An 18,695-nucleotide genomic window follows, 5' to 3' on the forward strand; every position below is an offset into this window, starting at 1 on the left:
GCTCGAGAGGAAGCTTCCAAAATTGGACTTCAAGTTCTAATACCATTTAAATAGTTAATGTCGCTATTTTTGTTTTTGCTTTATATTGTAAACCTTATGAATTCTAGATAATAGAAAGTGTGTTTGAACTGAAATCACTTCGAAAAAAGCAATGAAGTCATAGGCTTGAGAAACAAATAATCTGGCTAGAATCTATCCTTACCAAGCGTTTTAAAACTAGAGACGAACTTACAGATTATTTAAACATTAGTGCAAGAACCCAACAGCGTTGGACTAAAAAAATGTAGCCTTAGGAATAAAAGGTTTATTTACTGATCAACCTAAAATTAGTTCGTATTATTCTTTTCTCAAAACAACAATTAATCGGTATTGAATTCGGATTTTCTTACCATAATTTGAATCCTTAATAGTTGTATAATATTACTTTCACAAATTAAGAATTTTTGTAATTTTGTATTGTGAAATATACATATACGCATAAGACCATTTCTATTGCATTATCACTTTTGGTGCTGTTTTCGACATTATCATTAACGATAGAGAAGCATTTTTGTGGAGACGTTTTAATTGATGTGTCTATATTTTCTGAGAGTGAAAAATGTGGAGATGCAGAATTTTCTAAACAAAAGCAAGCCGATAACATAAAAATAAATTGTTGCAAAGATGAAATTGATCTGATTGAGGGACTTTCTGAAGTTACCTTAAAGTCATTTGAAGATTTAGAAACAATTCAACAAAATGTTTTATTTGCTTATACCTATTCCTACATCCGTCTTATTGCAGATTTGCCAACTTTGCTTGTTCCGCATAAAGATTATTTCCCACCAGTACTCATCGAAGACATTCAGGTGTTAGATGAAACTTACCTTATTTGATTTAGTAACGACCCTTAGTTAGAAAAGAAGCACACATTTATGTGCTAATAGTCATACCTATAAATCAAATAAATGAAAAAATATTTAATATTAAGTTTTATGTTTTTGTCGCTAATAGTAACCGCGCAAGAACAACTAAAAGGTGTTGTTTTAGAAACAAGTACAGGGAAAGAACTGCCTTTGTCAGGCGCGAGTGTGTATTGGTTAGATTCATCGGTTGGCGTTATTACTGGTGAAGATGGTATATTTTCATTGCCTTACAAATTTTCGTATAGTAAATTAGTTATAAGTTACATTGGCTTTAAAACGGACACTATTTCCGCAACAGAAAACAAGTACATCAAGCATGTTCTGCAAGTTAATAATGATTTAGACGCCGTTATTCTGACATCTAGAAAACAAGCCACTGTAAAATCTTATATTCAGGCTACAAACACCTTTACGGTTACAAGTACGGAATTGCTAAAGGCAGCATGTTGTAATTTGGCAGAGAGTTTCGAAACAAATCCCTCTATTGATGTTAATTTTGCAGATGCTGTTACAGGAACACGACAAATTAAAATGCTAGGTTTAACCACACCCTATATTTTAATTGCTACTGAAAATATACCTGCAATTCGTGGTGCGTCACAAGCTTTTGGATTGAGTTTTATTCCCGGTACGTGGGTGGAAAGCATTCAGATAACAAAAGGAACCGGTAGTGTTGTTAATGGTTTTGAAAGCATTGCAGGCCAAATTAATGTGGAGATGGTTAAACCCACTACGGATGATAGGATTTTTGTAAATCTGTACGCCGCCACAAATGAACGGGTAGAATTAAATACACATTTTAATACCGAGGTATCTGATAAATGGAGTACTGGGCTGTATTTACATGGCAATACACAACAACAAAAACACGATGTTAATGATGATGGCTTTTTAGATATGCCACTTTACAATCAAATTAATGTGATGAACCGCTGGCAATACACCAACTTAGAAAAAGGTGTTATAAGTTTTATAAATTTAAGATATCTTAATGATGAAAAACAAGCTGGACAAGTCGCCTTTAATACTGATACAGATAAACTAACCACAAACAATTGGGGAAGCCAAATTAATACCGAACGTTTTGAAGTCAGTACCAAGCTAGGTTACGTAAATCCTGAAATTCCGTATCAAAGTATCGGATTTCAAACAGCGTTTAGCCACCATAAACAAGACTCTTATTTTGGGTTAAATATGTATGACATTCAGCACACTAGTTTTTACTCTAATGTGATGTACAATACTATTATTTCAGACTCGCGTCACAAAATAAAAACAGGTTTAAGTTTTACGTATGATCAGTTTGAAGAGCTTGTAAAAACTCAGAATTTTGAACGTATAGAGAATTCTTTTGGTGGTTTTTTTGAATATGCTTATGACGATTTAGATAAACTCACAATGACCGCTGGTGTTCGTGTTGATCAAAACAATAAACTAGGCCTTTTTGTAACCCCTAGGTTACATGCACGATACACGCCTTGGGGAAAATCTGCCTTTAGAGCATCCATAGGTCGCGGTAAACGAAGTGCTAATATTTTTGCTGAAAATCTGAATTTGTTTGCAAGTTCAAGACAGATTAATATTCTAAACGACGGAGGAAAGATTTACGGATTAGACCCAGAAATAGCCTGGAATTATGGTGTGAGTTATCTTGAAGGTTTTAATTTATTTGAAAGAAATGCTGACGTCACGTTTGATTTTTACCGAACCGATTTCCAAAATCAAGTGGTTGTAGATTGGGAAAATCCTTTTGAAATTAATTTTTATAATCTTGAAGGGCAAAGTTTTGCGAATAGTTTTCAGTTTGAATTTAATCACAATACTTTTGAAGGTTTCGATTTACGATTGGCTTACAAATACTACGATATCCAAACTGATTTCAATAGTGGTCGTTTAGAAAAACCCTTAATACCAAAACACCGGTTGTTCGCAAATGCGGGTTATGAAACGCATCGGACGGATAAAGGAACACAGTGGAAGTTTGATGCGACATACAACTGGATAAGTGCACAGCGCTTTCCGAGTACAGATTTAAGCGCGCCACAATTTCAGTTAGACGATTTTTCGCCAACCATAGGAACGTTAAATTTACAAGTCACTAAGGTGTTTTCACCAAAATTTGAAGCCTATTTAGGTGGAGAAAATGTAACCAATGTGCGTCAGCCAAACCCAATAATTAGTGCAGACAATCCTTTTGATTCAAATTTTGATAGTAATTTTGTGTATGGTCCAATTTTTGGAAGTTTGTATTATGCAGGGTTGCGTTATAAAATAAAGTGACCAAGTCCTGCGAAGGCAAAAATCTTATAATTAATAATTAAAATATCTGCTTGTTTGAGCGTAGTCTAGAACTATTTTAGGTATCGATTTCGCTTGAAAAAACAGAGAAGTAAAATAACCATAAAATAGAATTTCACTAAATGAGATCCTAAAATAAATTCAGAATAAAATGAAAAAAATAATTGTATTAGTACTATTAAGTTTCGGAATGTTTGCATTCTCACAAAACAAAAATGCACGCGTTTCTATGGAAGTAGATGGGATTTGCGGCATGTGTAAAGAGCGTATTGAAAAAGCAGCTATTAGAACCAAAGGCGTTAAATCTGCCGTTTGGAATGTGGATACACATGAGTTAAAACTCATTTTTGACGAGCGTAAAACCAATATAACAACAATTTCTAAATGTCTAGCTGCAGTTGGTCACGACACGAAAGAAATTAAAGCAACAGAGGAACAATACAATTCTGTACACCCATGTTGTAAGTATCGCGATGAAGAAGTTGTGAAAGACCATGAAGGTGAGAATAAAAAACAATAAATAATTTTATAACCCTTTTTGTAACTGATAAGTACCAAGTTTCAGGTGGTTATTTTAGGAATTCCTTAAGTTACTACTATTTTAATTGCCTTATTTATAAGATTTTGCTCCTGTTCTTTTTCAAATTTGAAAAACATTGATTTTATCCATATCAGTTAACAACTTTTTTTGTGTTCTTGATAACTCCTGGTTTTTCACACTGCTATTTCAGCTGTATTGTAGGTACTTTGAATACTACTATTTTCGTCAATAAAGCCAATATCAAGAGTTGTATGCGACGTTTACTTCTCTCGCTAGACCAGTAAATGAAGTTGAAGGCTTGGCAAAATAGGACCAAGAATTGATCCAAGAAAATCAAGGATTAATTAAAGAGAACCGGGGTATCATAAAGCAAAATCAGCTACTTTAAAAAGAAAATAGGTAGTTGAAGGATAAATTATATACCTACAAAAATCCAAAAAACAATCGCAACAGCTCTATGCTCACTTCAAAGGATGAAAACCATCCTAAACAAAATCAAAGTTTGCGCAAATCATCTGATCGAAAAATAGGCGGTCAAAAAAAACGAAAAGGTAAAATTTTAGAGATGACAACTCATCCAAATGAGATTATAGAATTAGTACCCGATTAGTGTACTTCTTGTGGAAACGCATTAGGGGACTTTTCTACACAGAAAGAACAATCCCGTCAAATAGTTGATATTCCCCCTATCAAGGCTGTTTTAAAGAGGTGTCCAGTATGTTTCTAACAAAATGACAAACCTCTACACCTTTAATCTTAAATTAACACAAAGCATAGTTGTAAAGGGTGATTTTTGAGACACTAGGGTAGCTGAAAGCTTTTTTAAAACACTTAAATACGAATAGCTATATCGATTCAGGTTTACTCCACATAATCAATTACAAGAGTCTATTGAAGACTATATTCAATGGTATAATACCGAAAAATTATTTTCTAGTTTAGGATATATCTCATCTATAGAAGTGAAAATAAAATTGAAAGAAATTAAAAAAGTAGATAAATTAATAATTTACAAATTTTCTAGGTAGTCCACAAACCATCTTAAATGTTCAATAATTTGACATCACTATCCAAGAGGCGGTTAATGCGCCCCGATGTCATATTTAATTGTTACCAGACGAGTTAGTCTCTGAGACCAGAGGATTTGAATCTAAATTATCAGACTCTTCGCCGCTAAAAGACAACACACCTATTCTGCAGAAGTTGAAGATTCTAGGGAAAGGAGATACCATCTCATGGCTTCCAACTAGTCGTTTGGAAGGTGGTGCTGATTATAGAGGTGATGATACAGTTTTAGGCTTTTAATATCAGAATAACTAAAACGAAAATATTAAACTTACTCATTATCAATACATTATATAATTTATTAGAGAATTCTAAATTTTAGTTGGTTTAAATGAAGAAATTAATAGAATTTGATTTAAAAAATTTCTATTTTGCATTGTTTTAAATATAAAAATATGTCATCACTTAAACGTTTATTTGATTTCCCATACTATCAGTTAGAAAAATTTGATCTAGAAAATGCTCTTGTTACAAAATACAATGGCGAATGGAAATCTACTTCTTCAAAAGAGTATGTTGCTCAACTCAATAAAATAAGCCGAGGTTTACTGAGACTTGGTGTGCAACCCAATGATAAAATAGCCCTTATTTCTACCAACAACAGAACAGAGTGGAATATCATGGATATTGGAATAATGCAACTTGGTGCTCAAGATGTGCCTATATATCCCACTATTTGTCAAGAAGACTATGCTTATGTTTTAAATCATAGTGAATCTAAATTTTGCTTTGTCTCCGATAAAGAGGTGTATGACAAAGTCATGGCCATAAAAGGACAAGTAAAATCCTTAAAAGAAGTTTATACTTTTGATGACGTTGATGGCGCTAAAAATTGGTCTGAGGTTTTGGAACTTGGAACCGATGAAAGTAATCAATCCGAGGTTCAATCTCTTATGGACAAGGTTACCGAAAACGATTTAGCAACTTTAATATATACGTCGGGAACCACAGGCCGTCCAAAAGGGGTCATGCTTTCTCACAAAAATATTGCTAGCAATGCCCTCCATAGCTCAACCCGACTACCTTTAGAATTGGGAAGTGCAAAAGCCTTAAGTTTTTTACCAGTTTGCCATATTTACGAGAGAATGCTTCAGTATATGTATCAATTTAGTGGTGTGAGTGTTTACTTTGCCGAATCTATTGAAACTATAAGTGATAATCTAAAAGAAATTAAACCAGATGTAATGTCTGCTGTGCCAAGACTTTTGGAGAAAGTGTACGATAAGATTATCGCTAAAGGAACTGATCTTACGGGAATAAAGAAAAACCTTTTTTTCTGGGCCGTTGAACTAGGCTTACAATATCAACCCTATGGTGCTAATGGCTGGTGGTACGAAACGCGCCTCAAACTAGCCAAGAAATTAATTTTTGTCAAATGGCAAGAAGCCTTAGGTGGAAACCTAAAAGTCATCGCTTCTGGGAGTGCAGCTTTACAACCGCGTCTGGCCAGAGTCTTCAATGCCGCTGGAATAAGTGTTATGGAAGGATATGGATTGACTGAAACTTCACCTGTTGTTGCTGTTAACGATATGAGAAATGGTGGTTTCAAAATTGGTACGGTAGGTCTTCCCCTTCCAGAAACCGTAGTTAAAATTGCAAAAGATGGTGAAATTCTAGTTAAAGGTCCTCAAGTCATGATGGGCTACTATAAAGACAAAGAAAAAACAGACGAAGTCATAAATAATAGTTTTTTCCATACTGGAGATATAGGAGAAATCGATAAACAAGGATTCTTAAAAATCACCGATCGCAAGAAGGAGATGTTTAAGACCTCTGGTGGTAAATATGTTGCACCACAAATTATCGAAAATGTGATGAAACAATCTCGATTTATAGAACAAATTATGGTCGTTGGTGAAGGTCAAAAAATGCCTGCTGCTCTTATACAATTGAATGAAGAATTTGCTAAAGAATGGGGAGAACGCAAAAACCTTCATCTTGGTAGTACATTGTCTGAAATGGTAACACACCAAGAATTAATTGACAGAGTTCAGGAAGAAATTGACTTTTACAATCAGAAATTTGGAAACTGGGAGAAGATCAAAAGATTTGAACTTACGCCTGATGTTTGGAGCATCGAAAAAGAACACCTGACTCCTACTATGAAATTGAAAAGAAGAGTTATAAAAGAAAGATATATGGATCTTTACAATAAGATTTACTCCAATTAAAATATTACACTAAAATATTAATTAATCTAAAAGAGTCCAATTGGACTCTTTTTTACTTAAAGTCTAACGATTAAATATCAATTTATAGTTCCTTTGTCACATGAATCCTTCTGCATCAGGTTGGCTTACTAAATGCTTACATAGCATTGCGGAAAGCGATTTACTTTCGCTAGATCCAGATTTTTTTTATGAAGCTTTGAGACGATCTGGATTTATTTATGGTTCTAGTCAGACTGCTTTAATTCCTTTAAATAGTAAGCTCAAGTATACTCAGCAAGAACTTGCAAAAATTAATCTTTTTGTGGCGCTGGTTTATATTGACCATAAGGCTTTTGGTGATGAACCCTCAAATGAAATTATCACCAGAATAACGGGGTTTTATGAAGCCATCTATTCGCAAAGAAATTATTTAAGATCTATCTTCAAGTTAAAATCTAAACCTGAACAAAAACTGGAACAACTCATTCACAAAAGAGTTCAAACCAACGAGGGATTAATTCAGAAAAATTTCAGTCATATTATCACTAACGCATTGATATTTACTGATGTATTGACGTATAACAAAACCTTGATTAGTTCAATACCCCCAAGTGAGTATGCAAAATCTCTAGAGTATCTCATTATGTCTACGGTTTATCTTGCCTTAGGTCAAAAAGTCTCTCAGACCTCTTACGATACTCTTATCTTGAAATTATTAAAAAGTTCCTTAAGGTATAGTTTCCAAACTGAAAAAGACGCCCAGCAGATTGAAGACATCCGCTACAGTCAAACATTGGATCATACTGGAAGTTTGTATTTACTTGATCTAACGTGTATGGCTATCTATAGCGATGAAAAAGTTGAAATTCATGAATTGAGTTTTTTATCTAAACTTGGGTCTCAGTTAGATTTAAAAGATCATCATATACAGACTGCGGTAGAGTTTCTCTTTGAATTTGTATTTTTCCACAAAAAAAATATTGCTTATTTCCATTTCAGTAATCCTTTAAATCATTTCTACAAGAACAATCAAAAGGCAGTCAAATTGTTGCTTTCTCGCAACAAGAATCGATTATCCAAGGAAATCATGCAAAGTAAAGAGCTGGTTTATTTAATCTCACAATCTACCAAGAGAGAACTCAGTTCAGAAGAAAAAGTAAAAGTTAAGGCTCAGCTTTATGATATCTTCAAAAGCATCCCGTCTTTAGCAATTTTTGCTCTTCCAGGTGGTGGTGTTCTATTACCGATTATCATTAAATTTATCCCTCAATTGCTACCTTCAGCCTTCAATGAAAACTATGAGAAGGATTAAATACAATCTAGATAATTAAGAACTAGAATTATAATAAGTTTTAAAATGGTTACCATAGTATGTTGTTTTTAAATGACTATTTATCGCTTTAATTTTATACTTCCTCCTGAATTCGATTCGTTTACAATAAGATTTTCAGATGGTGTGTTGTAATAAGAAATAGACCCTCCACTGCTGCTATTTGCCTCCAATCGTTCTAGAGGATAAATAGAAATGCTAGAGCCTGAACTTGCCTTAGCTACAACATTATTCGCTTCAAAATTTTTGGAATTTATGCCAGATCCACTGGATGAATTTACATCCAATTGGTTAGTTTCTCCTCTTAAGGTTATCGAAGAACCAGAAGAAGCACTCGCTGTTGTAGTAATGGAATTAGCCTCTATGGAGACCATAGAACCACTAGAACTTTGTACTGATAAGTCGTCTGAGTTTAAGCTAAGGGATGCTACAGACCCACTTGATGTTTGCAAGTTTAGACTCTTCAATTCTAGAGATAGTTCGACATTGGATCCGCTGGATAATTCCATTATTAAATTCTTAAATATTAAGTCATCTAAAGATGTCAACTTAACTCCACTAGAGACTTCCAATCGTTCTAGATTTTCAGAAAAATAAAGTGTAATGAGTTTAGCCTCTGCTTTTCCAATAGACTTGGAAGCTCCTATCTTAAGTGTTCCGGAATCGATCTCAAATTCGAGAGCCTCAAAAAGGTTTTCATTAGCTTCAACTAGCATATAATTAGTTGAAGAAGGAATGATGATGACTTCCCAACCACGCTCTAATTCTAGATTTTTAAAGCTTTTCAGATCAAAGCGTTCTGAGATCACATCCCCTTCGCCTTCAATTCCGCCTGGGTAATTAATGTTGAATTTACAGCTTGTGATGCATAAGCAAGAAACAGCCAAGAATAAAATGGAAATAGTTTTCATAGTGATTTAGTTTTGAGTTGAAAGAGTATCTGGTGTAGTGATACAATCTAGACATTCCCAATCATCATTTTTATAGTTTAAATAATGATTGTACTTGGATCGATTGAGGTTTCTACGGTTATTAAAATTATTTAAATTTTCATCTAGGTAGATGACATGATTTTCTGGAATATAGATAGTTACTTCTACTTTTGCGCTCCGCTCCGTTGGTTCAGGATTGGAAAGTAAATAACTATCAAGTTTTAGAACATTATCCTCCAGATTGTATTTATAATCTATGAAAGAGGCTCCTTCTTTAGCTTTAGCTTTGCTTGAAGCATAACTTTTTTTGGTTAACCTTAATTTTAATTCATCATTGGAAGTCGATTTAAAATTTACGTGAATATTTGAATTATATAAGCGTTCATTATCAAATTCATCTTTGACAATCTTGGATTTTTTGCTTTGATTTAAAATTTCAGAAAACATAAGATTAGGATTCATTCTTATTTGCAAGGTATCACCAGAGGGGATGTCTAAATCAATAACTTCGATAACTTCAGCATCATAACTTACATCTAGTTGCTTTTTCACACTTAATGTTGTGATGACTATTACGGATAAGACCCAAATACCAATTAAGGTGATGTGAGCTGCTTTACCAATTGATTTTAGATTAGAAAAAATCAATTTCAAACTAAGAATAAGCAAATAGAAAAAGGGAATAGCAGCGACTAAAAAGAACAAAACAATTTGAATCCAATTGGGAATGCCAAGAACAAAAAATTCTATTTGTGAAAAATCTCCTAATTCAAATACGGATATGGTTCCAAAACTGAATAAAAAAATCAACAAACCAATAAGAACAGGCCCTGAGATGAGCAGAAGAATGATTCCCAAAAATTTAGATAAGAAAACCCCTAAAGCTCTCAAAACTTCGCCTAAGCCATCTAGAAATTTAGTCAGTCCGGATTTGGTTTGTTGTCCATATTTCTCGTAATCGATATCTCCCACCTTATCAGCAAATTTGGAATATCCTTCTTTCACTTTACGCTCTATATTGGACAAATTCACAGGTTCTCCTTGCATATCCAGCTTTTGAGCCGTAGTCCTGGCGGCTGGAATCAATATCCAAATAATCACATAAATAGCGACTGTACCTCCAACTGAAAAGAAAGCAGAAATCACCCAAAAAAGTCTAATTAAAAGTGTGTTGATTCCTAAATAATGGTTGAGACCTGCGGAAACTCCACCAACATATTTCCGTTCTAGATCTCTATAAAGTTTTCTAGGTGCTTTAAATTTTGGTGACGTAGGTGAAGAAGGTTCTTCATCATCTTCCATCATATAAGCTTCTGGTTCTCCCATTATACCAATCATGGCATTTACTTGAGACATTGTAATCACCTGATTGACTTGAGCCGTTGACTCTGTGAATAACTCTGCAATACGAGCTTCTATATCTTGCAAAATTTCATCCTTACTTTGTTCTTTAGATAAATAGCGCTCAATTGCTTTAAGATAGCTATCGAGTTTTTTAAAAGCGTCTTCATCAATATGAAAAAACACATTTGCTAAGTTGATGTTTATTGTTTTATTCATTGTCTGTGTTTTTTTTAGAAGTAATTGTTATTACTGCGTAGTTAAGTTCATTCCATGTGGTTGAGAGTTCGTCTAAGAATTCCTTTCCATCTTCTGTCAATCCATAATATTTTCTCGGTGGTCCTCCTGTGGATTCTTCCCACCTATAAGATAATAAATTGGCATTTTTTAATCGAGTTAGTAGTGGATAAATCGTTCCCTCAACTACTAACAGTTTTGCGGACTTCAAAGTGTCTAGAATTTCTGCAACATAAGCATCGTTATGACTTAACACCGATAAGATGCAATATTCCAAAACTCCCTTTCGCATTTGAGCTTTTGTGTTTTCTATCTTCATTTGATCCTAAAATATAAAAGTATAGGACGAAGATATATCTTTTAAACACTACTATGCTATACAGAGTATTATACATTAACTTTATTTTAACTTTTATAAAAAATTAAAAGTGAAATTAACTGTAAAATATTTTATTCAATACCTTCATTTTTAGCACATTGAAATGTTAAAGAAAAATACAACGAAGTCAGAAATAAAAAGATGATAAATCATGATAAGGAAATTAATTTAAGTAAATTGTAGAATGGAAAATTTATAAAATGAAACTTACCCCCTCCAAAATCAATTTATTCTTACTCACTAAATTACCATCTGCATGGCTATGTGGTGTGCGATTAAAACATATTGATGATACTTCTTGTACAACAACTGCCACTCACAAATGGATGAATCAAAATCCCTTTAGAAGCATGTATTTTGCAGTACAAGCCATGGCAGCAGAATTAAGTACAGGAGCAATTGTGATGAAAGAGATTAATGAAAGCAACCTTAAAATTTCTATGTTAGTTGCTGAAAACACATCAGCTTTTCATAAAAAAGCAACTGGAAGAATAGAATTTACCTGTTTAGATGGTGATTTGGTAAGGAGTAGTGTAAAGAAATGTGCCACTGAACCTGAGGGACAAAAATTCTGGATGACTTCTATCGCTAAAAATGAAAATGGGGATATTGTTTCTGAATTCAAATTCCTATGGACGCTGCGAAAAAAATGAAATTTATATATTAAATAACGTTTTTAGCTTAAAATTTTAAGACATGCTATTTCAAAAAATATTATATTTAAGTAATAAAATTATATGATATAAATCTACTTAACTATTAAACATATTACCATGCCAAGAGCCATGTTTGAATACACTAAAGAGGTTTTAAAAAAAGTGAGTTTTGATACAAATTTATTTTGTAGAGAACTTAAAAAGGCAACTGAGCGTTTACTGCCTTATGAACTTATAGAACTTAAAGATTTTATTTTAAATTTGATGCAAAAGAATCCCTCTTTGAAACGATGCTTGATTTATCTTAATTAACTTTTAAACAAAACTTATAGAATCTACTATTTTTAAAAATGAAATAGTGGATTTTTCTTTTATACGTACTTTTACAAAAAAAATATTATGAGTAAAATTATAGCTTTTACAGGCTCGAATTCGTCCACCTCTATCAACGATCAATTACTTCAATACACACTAAACTCTTTGGTAAAAGAGAGTGTCGATTATATCGATTTAAAAACGCTGTCTATTCCCATTTTTTCAGAAGACATCGAGAAAACTTCTGGTATCCCAGATGATATTAAATCTTTAAAAGTTGAAATTGATGCCGCCTCTGCTCTTATTGTGTCTGTTAACGAACACAATGGAACAATGTCTTCTTTTTTTAAAAACATAACAGATTGGCTGTCGAGAACAGATCCTAAGTATCTCAAAGACAAAAAAATATTGTTAATAGGGACATCCCCTGGACAAGGAGGTGCTAAATTTTCTTTGGACTATACAAAAACTAACTTTGAAAAATTCGGTGGAATTATTGTAGATCATTTTAGCTTACCGTCCTTTCAAAATAATTTTAGTGAATCTGGTTTAAGTGCAGATTTTGCTAAGGCCTTAAAAGATTCTGTATCCAATTTTGAAAACGATTTGAACCCAGCTTGAGAACACTAAAGACCTTTCATATATCCATTCCACAAGATTTTAAAAACAAATTGATGCTTTGGGGAAATCAGTTTGAAGAAGCCATCTATTTGGACTCTAATCAAAATCGACAAGAGCATCAAAATTTTGAGGCTTTAATGGCAGTTGAAGCCTTCACTGCCATTAAATCTGATGACAATGAAGCCTTCTTAAGGCTAAACGAATACCAACACACTACTCAAGATTGGTTATTTGGTTATATGAGTTATGACTTGAAGAATGATACTGAACATCTGACTTCTCAGAATCAAGACCAACTCAACTTTCCAGAATTGTATTTCATTCAACCTAAGAAAATCTGGATTTTAAAAGGAGAAACTATAGAAGCTCATTATCTCAAACTTGTCGATGATGAGATAGAGGCAGATCTACAATCTATTTTAAATTTTGACTCCGTTGAAGAGAAGTATTTAGACCCTGTTGTGTTTACACCGAGATGGAACAAAGTGGACTATATCGAGAAGGCTCAATCCATTTTAAAACACATTCAAAGAGGAGATATTTATGAGGTGAATTTTTGTCAAGAGTTCTATGCTGAAAACTCAAATATTGATCCTGTAAAGACTTTTCAAAGTTTAAATTCTATTTCTAAAGCTCCGTTTTCAAGTTATCTTAAATTGGAAAATTACTATGCGATGGGAGCCAGTCCTGAGCGTTTTTTGATGAAAAAAAATCAACAATTGATTTCACAACCTATCAAAGGAACCGCTCGAAGAGGAAACACACGTGAAGAAGATGAAGAGTTGAAAGCTCAACTTAAAATCGATCCCAAAGAGATTTCAGAAAACGTGATGATTGTTGACTTAGTCAGAAATGACTTGTCCAAAACAGCTCAAAAAGCTTCAGTTAATGTTGAAGAATTGTGTAAAGTCTATTCTTATGAGCAAGTCCACCAAATGATATCTACACTAAGTTCCCAAGTAAAGCCAGAATTTTCTACAGCGGAAATCCTGAAATCTTTATTTCCAATGGGAAGTATGACAGGAGCCCCTAAACTATCTGCTATGGAAATAGCAGAGCATAATGAATCTACCAAACGAGGACTCTATAGTGGTGCCATTGGCTATATCACTCCCAAGGGTGACTTCGATTTTAATGTCGTTATAAGAACTTTGCTGTATAATTCTGAAAAGAAATACCTTTCTTATATGGTAGGTAGTGCCATCACAAGCTTGGCCAATCCAGAACAGGAATACGAAGAGTGTTTATTGAAAGGGAAAGCATTACAATATGCTGTTAATACCTCCGCTGTTTCTGAAAAGAAGACTAATAAAGCTTAATTTTGAAGTTTTTATGTCATGCAAGATCGATTTAAATCCCATATTCAATCTGAATTTCCAGAACTTCTCACTACTCCTTTTCTCATTGCGATAAGCGGGGGTTTAGACAGTGTGGTTCTTGCTCATTTGTGCAACTCTTTACATTTAGATTTTGGTTTATCACACTGTAATTTTCAGCTTAGAGGATTAGATAGCACTAGGGATGCAGAATTTGTAAAGAACCTATCGATTAGGTTAAAATGTGAATTTTTTATTAAGACTTTTCAGACAGAAAGCATTGCCCAAGAAACTAAATCCTCTATTCAAGTTACCGCTAGAAAATTGCGATACGATTGGTTTCAAGAATTGATTGAAACTACTTCCCATCACTATCTACTTACCGCACACCATTTAAATGATGATCTAGAAACGTTCATCATCAATCTAAGTAGAAGTACAGGTTTAAAAGGGCTAACAGGTATTCCACACCGAAATGGCCACATCCTAAGACCGCTTTTAAAATTCTCTAAGGCTGAGCTAAAAGAGTATGCCATAAAGCATAACATATACTGGAGAGAGGACCAGAGTAATGCGTCTACAAAATACCTGAGAAATGAAATTAGACATAAAATTGTTCCCTCATTACTGGAATTAAACTCTCAATTCCTTGAGAGTTTTGAATCTACTCTCATAAAATTGAAACAAACCGAACACTTAATTAAAGACTATACGGCTTTACTTCACCAAGACTTGGTAAGCGAAGAAGCTAACCGCTTTAATATTGATATAGAAAAACTAAAAACGCATCCCAATCCACGTGGAATTTTATATCAGTTGCTAGAGGGTTTTGGATTTACACAATGGGAGGATGTCTATCATTTATTAGATGCACAAACTGGAAAAATTGTAAAATCTCCTACACATCAACTTGTAAAAGACAGAAATAAATTAACTGTAGCAGCATTATATACAGAGGAAATTAAACCGATTACTATTGAAGAAAGCGACAAAGTTGTGCGTATGATCAACTCCAAACTCGAGTTTCAAGACCACAAAAAATTGGAAGAAAAAGGGAAACAATTTGCTTATTTTGATAAATCAAAACTTAAGTTTCCCTTAAGTCTAAGACCAGTTCAAAATGGAGACTATTTTTATCCGTTTGGAATGAAAGGGAAGAAAAAACTGAGTGATTTTCTTAAAGATGAAAAAATAAGTCCTGTAGATAAATCTTCTCAACTTGTCCTTTGCAATTATAATGGTGATATTATTTGGGTACTAAATTTGCGAACAGATCACAGATATAAAGTAGAAAAGAACACTCAAAACATCCTTAAAATCGAACTTAAAGAATGATTAAAAAGATTTCGTATTTTTCCTTGGCTTTGCTCATCAGCTCAACCACATGGGCTCAATTTGGTTTATCATTAGAAGTGGCTACCGAAAACCCTTCAAAATGGAAGGCTTCTGTTAAAAAAACTTCAGATAGTGTTTATACCGTTTCAGTAGTAGCGACTATGGACCCAACTTGGCATTTACCGTCTCAAAAAGAACTCGGAGAAGATGAAAATGGCCCGATCCCTACTGAATTTAATTTTGGATATGATTCCGACAAACTTGAAAAGTTAGGACCCACACAAGGACCTCAAGGCATTACAAAATTTGACGAAATCTTTGAAACCAATCTTACCTACTTTAAAGATAGGGCTGTTTTTGAACAAGATTTCAGGATTAAAGCTGAAACTACAACTCTAGATCTGGAAATCCTTTTTATGATCTGTAATGATGTAATGTGTCTGCCGCAAGATCAGCAACGTTTTAATTTTAAGGTGCAAAACTCTATTTTACAACTCGCTGAGACCAAATCCATAGAGATAAGAAACAAGGATAAAACTAATGCTAATGCCTTAAAATTAAATCTTTTAGGCAAAGGCGACTATAAATTGAATTCAGATGAACCCAATGACTCCAATCTTACTTTATTTCTTCTAGGCTTTGTTGGTGGACTTATAGCTTTGCTCACTCCTTGTGTATTTCCTATGATTCCGCTCACTGTTTCCTTTTTTACCAAAGGAGCAAAAACCAAAAAGTTAGGATTGATCAATGCTATATTATATGGAGCATTTATCTTTTTGATATATCTACTATTGAGTATTCCTTTTCATCTTCTCGATTCTGTAAATCCTGAAATTTTAAATAATATTTCAACCAATCCCTACTTGAATGTGACATTTTTTGTCATTTTTATGATTTTTGCCTTTTCCTTTTTTGGTTATTATGAGATTACACTTCCCAATTCTTGGAGTAGTCGCCTAGACCAGAAAGCAACAAGTGTTGGAGGTGTTGTCGGGATATTCTTTATGGCACTCACTTTAGCTTTGGTTTCCTTTTCGTGTACGGGCCCTATTTTAGGATCCTTGTTAGGAGGTTCTCTATCTTCAGATGGTGGAGCTACTATGCTCACGTTTGGCATGGGAGGTTTTGGCTTGGCGCTTGCCCTTCCTTTTGCTCTGTTCGCCTTATTTCCCAATTGGCTTAATGCGTTACCAAAAAGCGGTGGCTGGCTGAATACTGTGAAAGTTGTCCTTGGTTTTTTGGAATTGGGACTTGCTTTTAAGTTTTTATCCAATGCAGACCTCGTGCAACATTGGGGAATTTTAAGAAGAGAAGTTTTTATAGGGATTTGGATTCTTATAGGTATTGGCTTGGTGTTGTATTTGTTTGGAAAACTAAGGTTTCCACACGATGGCCCTCTACAAAGATTGGGCAAAGGCAGATTATTTGCAGGTATCATAACATTAGCTTTTGTCGTTTATCTAATTCCGGGGTTAACCAATTCACCTTCTGCCAATCTGAAATTAATCAGTGGGTTCCCTCCTCCTCTTTTTTATAGCGTCTATGAAAAAGATACTGATGGACCACTAGGGCTAAAAGCCTATAAAAGTTTTGATGAAGGCTTAAAAGTTGCTCAGGAAGAGAATAAGCCTATTTTACTGGACTTTACAGGCTGGGCCTGTGTGAATTGTAGGAAAATGGAAGAACAAGTCTGGAGTGTTCCCGAAGTTTACGAAACTATCAAAAACGACTATATTCTGATTTCTCTTTACGTAGACGACAAAGCTAAACTCAGCGATGATAACCAATTCAATTTTGAAAGAAAAAATGGCACTGTTAAAAAAATAAGAACTATTGGAGATAAATGGGCCACCTTTCAAACGCTAAATTTTAAGAACAACTCACAACCTTATTATGTTTTATTATCTCCAAAACTAGAGGTTTTAAATAAAACGATTGCTTATGAATCTTCGTCTAAGGCCTATCTTAGCTGGTTGATACAAGGCTTAGAGAATTTCGAAAACAAGAAAAGATAGAGTTTAAATCTCTATCTTTTTCTCATGTGTTAATAAAATAAAATTTCTTTAAAGTGCTACTTCCAATTGGTTTCTGACGATATCATCAAAAGTTTCTCGCTGTCTAATCAGGTGAGCTTTACCTTTATGCCATAAAACCTCTGGGGGTCTAAATCTAGAATTATAGTTACTCGCCATCGAATAACAATAGGCACCAGCATTTTTAAAAGCTAGTATATCACCTTCGCTTATTTCAGTAATCATTTTATTATTGGCAAAAGTGTCAGTTTCGCAGATGTAACCGACAACTGAGTAAAATCTTTTGTTGCGCTTTGGGTGGGATATATTTATAATGTCATGGTTAGAACCATAAAACATTGGCCGAACTAAATGATTGAAACCAGAATCAATTTGAGCAAACACTGTTGAAGTTGTTTGCTTGACAACATTAACTTTGGCCAAAAAGAAACCTGCTTCACTTACCAAAAATTTACCTGGCTCAAAGGCTAAGGTTAACTCTTTACCGTAGGATTTACAAAATTCGTTGAAACGCTTTGTCAATTTTGTACCTAATTCTTCTACGTCTGTTTCGATATCTCCCTCATGGTAAGGAACTTTAAATCCACTTCCAAAATCTAAAAATTCAAGATTCTGAAATTTAGCAGCAACATCAAATAAAATTTCAGCTGCATAAAGAAAAACCCCAATATCCAAAATATCACTACCAGTATGCATGTGAATTCCGTTGATAGTCATTCCTGTATTTTCAACAATACGCAATACATGAGGCATTTGATGTATGGAGATACCAAATTTAGAATCGATATGACCTACAGAAATATTGGTGTTTCCGCCAGCCATGACGTGTGGATTTATTCTAATACAAACAGGAATTTTTGGATGTTTCGTTCCAAATTGCTCTAGAATAAGCAAATTATCTATGTTAATTTGAACTCCCAAATCTACAGCTTCTTCCAACTCCCCCATGGAGACGCCATTGGGAGTAAATATAATTTTTTCAGGATTCACCCCAGCAGCTATACCAAGTCTTACTTCTTGTATAGAGACTGTATCTAGACCACTTCCCAACTGATTAAACAAGCGGAGAATACTTAAATTTGAAAGGGCTTTAACTGCATAATGCAAACGCAAATGTTTTACTTTTTTGAATGCTTCTGTCAGGCGTTTATATTGATTTATTATCGTTTCTGAATCATAAACATAAACAGGACTCCCAAACTGTTGGGTGACTTCTAAAAGATTTGCATGTGTCATTTGTA

16 protein-coding genes and 2 pseudogenes are annotated in these 18,695 nt (G+C 33.9%); 14 read left to right on the forward strand and 4 right to left on the reverse strand.

Annotated elements, in window-relative coordinates:
- The first annotated feature begins 458 nt into the window (after positions 1-458).
- The 8 genes and pseudogenes from CXF67_RS06245 to CXF67_RS06280 all read left to right on the forward strand — a co-directional run bounded on the left by CXF67_RS06245 (position 459) and on the right by CXF67_RS06280 (position 8,271).
- Positions 459-875, forward strand: coding sequence for an HYC_CC_PP family protein (locus CXF67_RS06245; protein ID WP_102087968.1), 417 nt, complete (start codon positions 459-461; stop codon positions 873-875).
- A 72-nt stretch (positions 876-947) separates the two neighbouring features.
- Positions 948-3,185: a TonB-dependent receptor gene (locus CXF67_RS06250; protein ID WP_102087969.1), complete on the forward strand. Its 2,238-nt coding sequence runs from the start codon at positions 948-950 to the stop codon at positions 3,183-3,185.
- A gap of 169 nt (positions 3,186-3,354) precedes the next feature.
- A complete protein-coding gene (locus CXF67_RS06255) occupies positions 3,355-3,723 on the forward strand; it encodes a heavy-metal-associated domain-containing protein (protein WP_102087970.1) in 369 nt (122 codons plus the stop codon).
- 268 nt (positions 3,724-3,991) lie between these two features.
- A pseudogene (locus tag CXF67_RS06260) lies at positions 3,992-4,450 on the forward strand (IS66-like element ISPto7 family transposase); the annotation flags it as partial.
- Positions 4,449-4,772 (forward strand): annotated as a pseudogene (locus tag CXF67_RS18720) (IS3 family transposase); the annotation flags it as partial. The pseudogenes CXF67_RS06260 and CXF67_RS18720, both read left to right, overlap by 2 nt.
- A gap of 79 nt (positions 4,773-4,851) precedes the next feature.
- Complete coding sequence (locus CXF67_RS06270) at positions 4,852-5,049, forward strand: hypothetical protein (RefSeq protein ID WP_102087971.1); 198 nt, start codon at positions 4,852-4,854, stop codon at positions 5,047-5,049.
- A 155-nt stretch (positions 5,050-5,204) separates the two neighbouring features.
- Entirely contained in the window at positions 5,205-6,980 is a 1,776-nt protein-coding gene (locus CXF67_RS06275) for an AMP-dependent synthetase/ligase (RefSeq protein ID WP_102087972.1), read from the forward strand.
- Between the two features lie 100 nt (positions 6,981-7,080).
- Positions 7,081-8,271, forward strand: coding sequence for an LETM1-related biofilm-associated protein (locus tag CXF67_RS06280; protein WP_102087973.1), 1,191 nt, complete (start codon positions 7,081-7,083; stop codon positions 8,269-8,271).
- An 80-nt stretch (positions 8,272-8,351) separates the two neighbouring features.
- On the opposite strand, the gene CXF67_RS06285 is transcribed toward CXF67_RS06280, so the two are convergent.
- The 3 genes from CXF67_RS06285 to CXF67_RS06295 are packed head-to-tail and all read right to left on the reverse strand — an operon-like array spanning position 8,352 to position 11,118.
- Positions 8,352-9,200, reverse strand: coding sequence for a GIN domain-containing protein (locus CXF67_RS06285; RefSeq protein ID WP_102087974.1), 849 nt, complete (start codon positions 9,198-9,200; stop codon positions 8,352-8,354).
- Between the two features lie 6 nt (positions 9,201-9,206).
- A complete protein-coding gene (locus CXF67_RS06290; protein WP_102087975.1) occupies positions 9,207-10,781 on the reverse strand; it encodes a PspC domain-containing protein in 1,575 nt (524 codons plus the stop codon).
- The gene (locus CXF67_RS06295; protein ID WP_015025562.1) at positions 10,774-11,118 is read right to left on the reverse strand and encodes a PadR family transcriptional regulator; all 345 of its coding nucleotides are present in this window, start codon (positions 11,116-11,118) and stop codon (positions 10,774-10,776) included. The genes CXF67_RS06290 and CXF67_RS06295 overlap by 8 nt, the downstream gene beginning before the upstream one ends.
- A gap of 260 nt (positions 11,119-11,378) precedes the next feature.
- Here CXF67_RS06295 and CXF67_RS06300 point away from each other — a divergent pair, with 260 nt between their 5' ends.
- From CXF67_RS06300 to CXF67_RS06325, 6 genes are all read left to right on the forward strand, one after another.
- On the forward strand, positions 11,379-11,831 hold the full coding sequence (locus CXF67_RS06300; RefSeq protein WP_102087976.1) for a DUF4442 domain-containing protein: 453 nt from the start codon (positions 11,379-11,381) through the stop codon (positions 11,829-11,831).
- 120 nt (positions 11,832-11,951) lie between these two features.
- Positions 11,952-12,146: a hypothetical protein gene (locus tag CXF67_RS06305; RefSeq protein WP_102087977.1), complete on the forward strand. Its 195-nt coding sequence runs from the start codon at positions 11,952-11,954 to the stop codon at positions 12,144-12,146.
- A gap of 87 nt (positions 12,147-12,233) precedes the next feature.
- The gene (locus tag CXF67_RS06310; protein ID WP_102087978.1) at positions 12,234-12,770 is read left to right on the forward strand and encodes an NADPH-dependent FMN reductase; all 537 of its coding nucleotides are present in this window, start codon (positions 12,234-12,236) and stop codon (positions 12,768-12,770) included.
- Positions 12,767-14,089, forward strand: a complete 1,323-nt coding sequence (locus CXF67_RS06315) for an anthranilate synthase component I family protein (protein ID WP_257984613.1) — start codon at positions 12,767-12,769, stop codon at positions 14,087-14,089. The genes CXF67_RS06310 and CXF67_RS06315 overlap by 4 nt, the downstream gene beginning before the upstream one ends.
- Before the next feature lie 18 nt (positions 14,090-14,107).
- Complete coding sequence (gene tilS, locus CXF67_RS06320) at positions 14,108-15,421, forward strand: tRNA lysidine(34) synthetase TilS (protein ID WP_102087979.1); 1,314 nt, start codon at positions 14,108-14,110, stop codon at positions 15,419-15,421.
- On the forward strand, positions 15,418-17,436 hold the full coding sequence (locus CXF67_RS06325; protein ID WP_102087980.1) for a protein-disulfide reductase DsbD family protein: 2,019 nt from the start codon (positions 15,418-15,420) through the stop codon (positions 17,434-17,436). Before tilS ends, CXF67_RS06325 begins: the two co-directional genes overlap by 4 nt.
- Positions 17,437-17,484: 48 nt before the next feature.
- Here the strand turns inward: CXF67_RS06325 and lysA are convergent, their stop codons facing one another.
- Positions 17,485-18,690 (reverse strand): diaminopimelate decarboxylase, encoded by a 1,206-nt coding sequence (lysA, locus tag CXF67_RS06330; RefSeq protein WP_102087981.1) that lies wholly within the window; start codon positions 18,688-18,690, stop codon positions 17,485-17,487.
- Between the last annotated feature and the right edge of the window lie 5 nt (positions 18,691-18,695).

This window comes from Psychroflexus sp. MES1-P1E (genome assembly GCF_002836055.1).
Lineage (GTDB): Bacteria > Bacteroidota > Bacteroidia > Flavobacteriales > Flavobacteriaceae > Psychroflexus.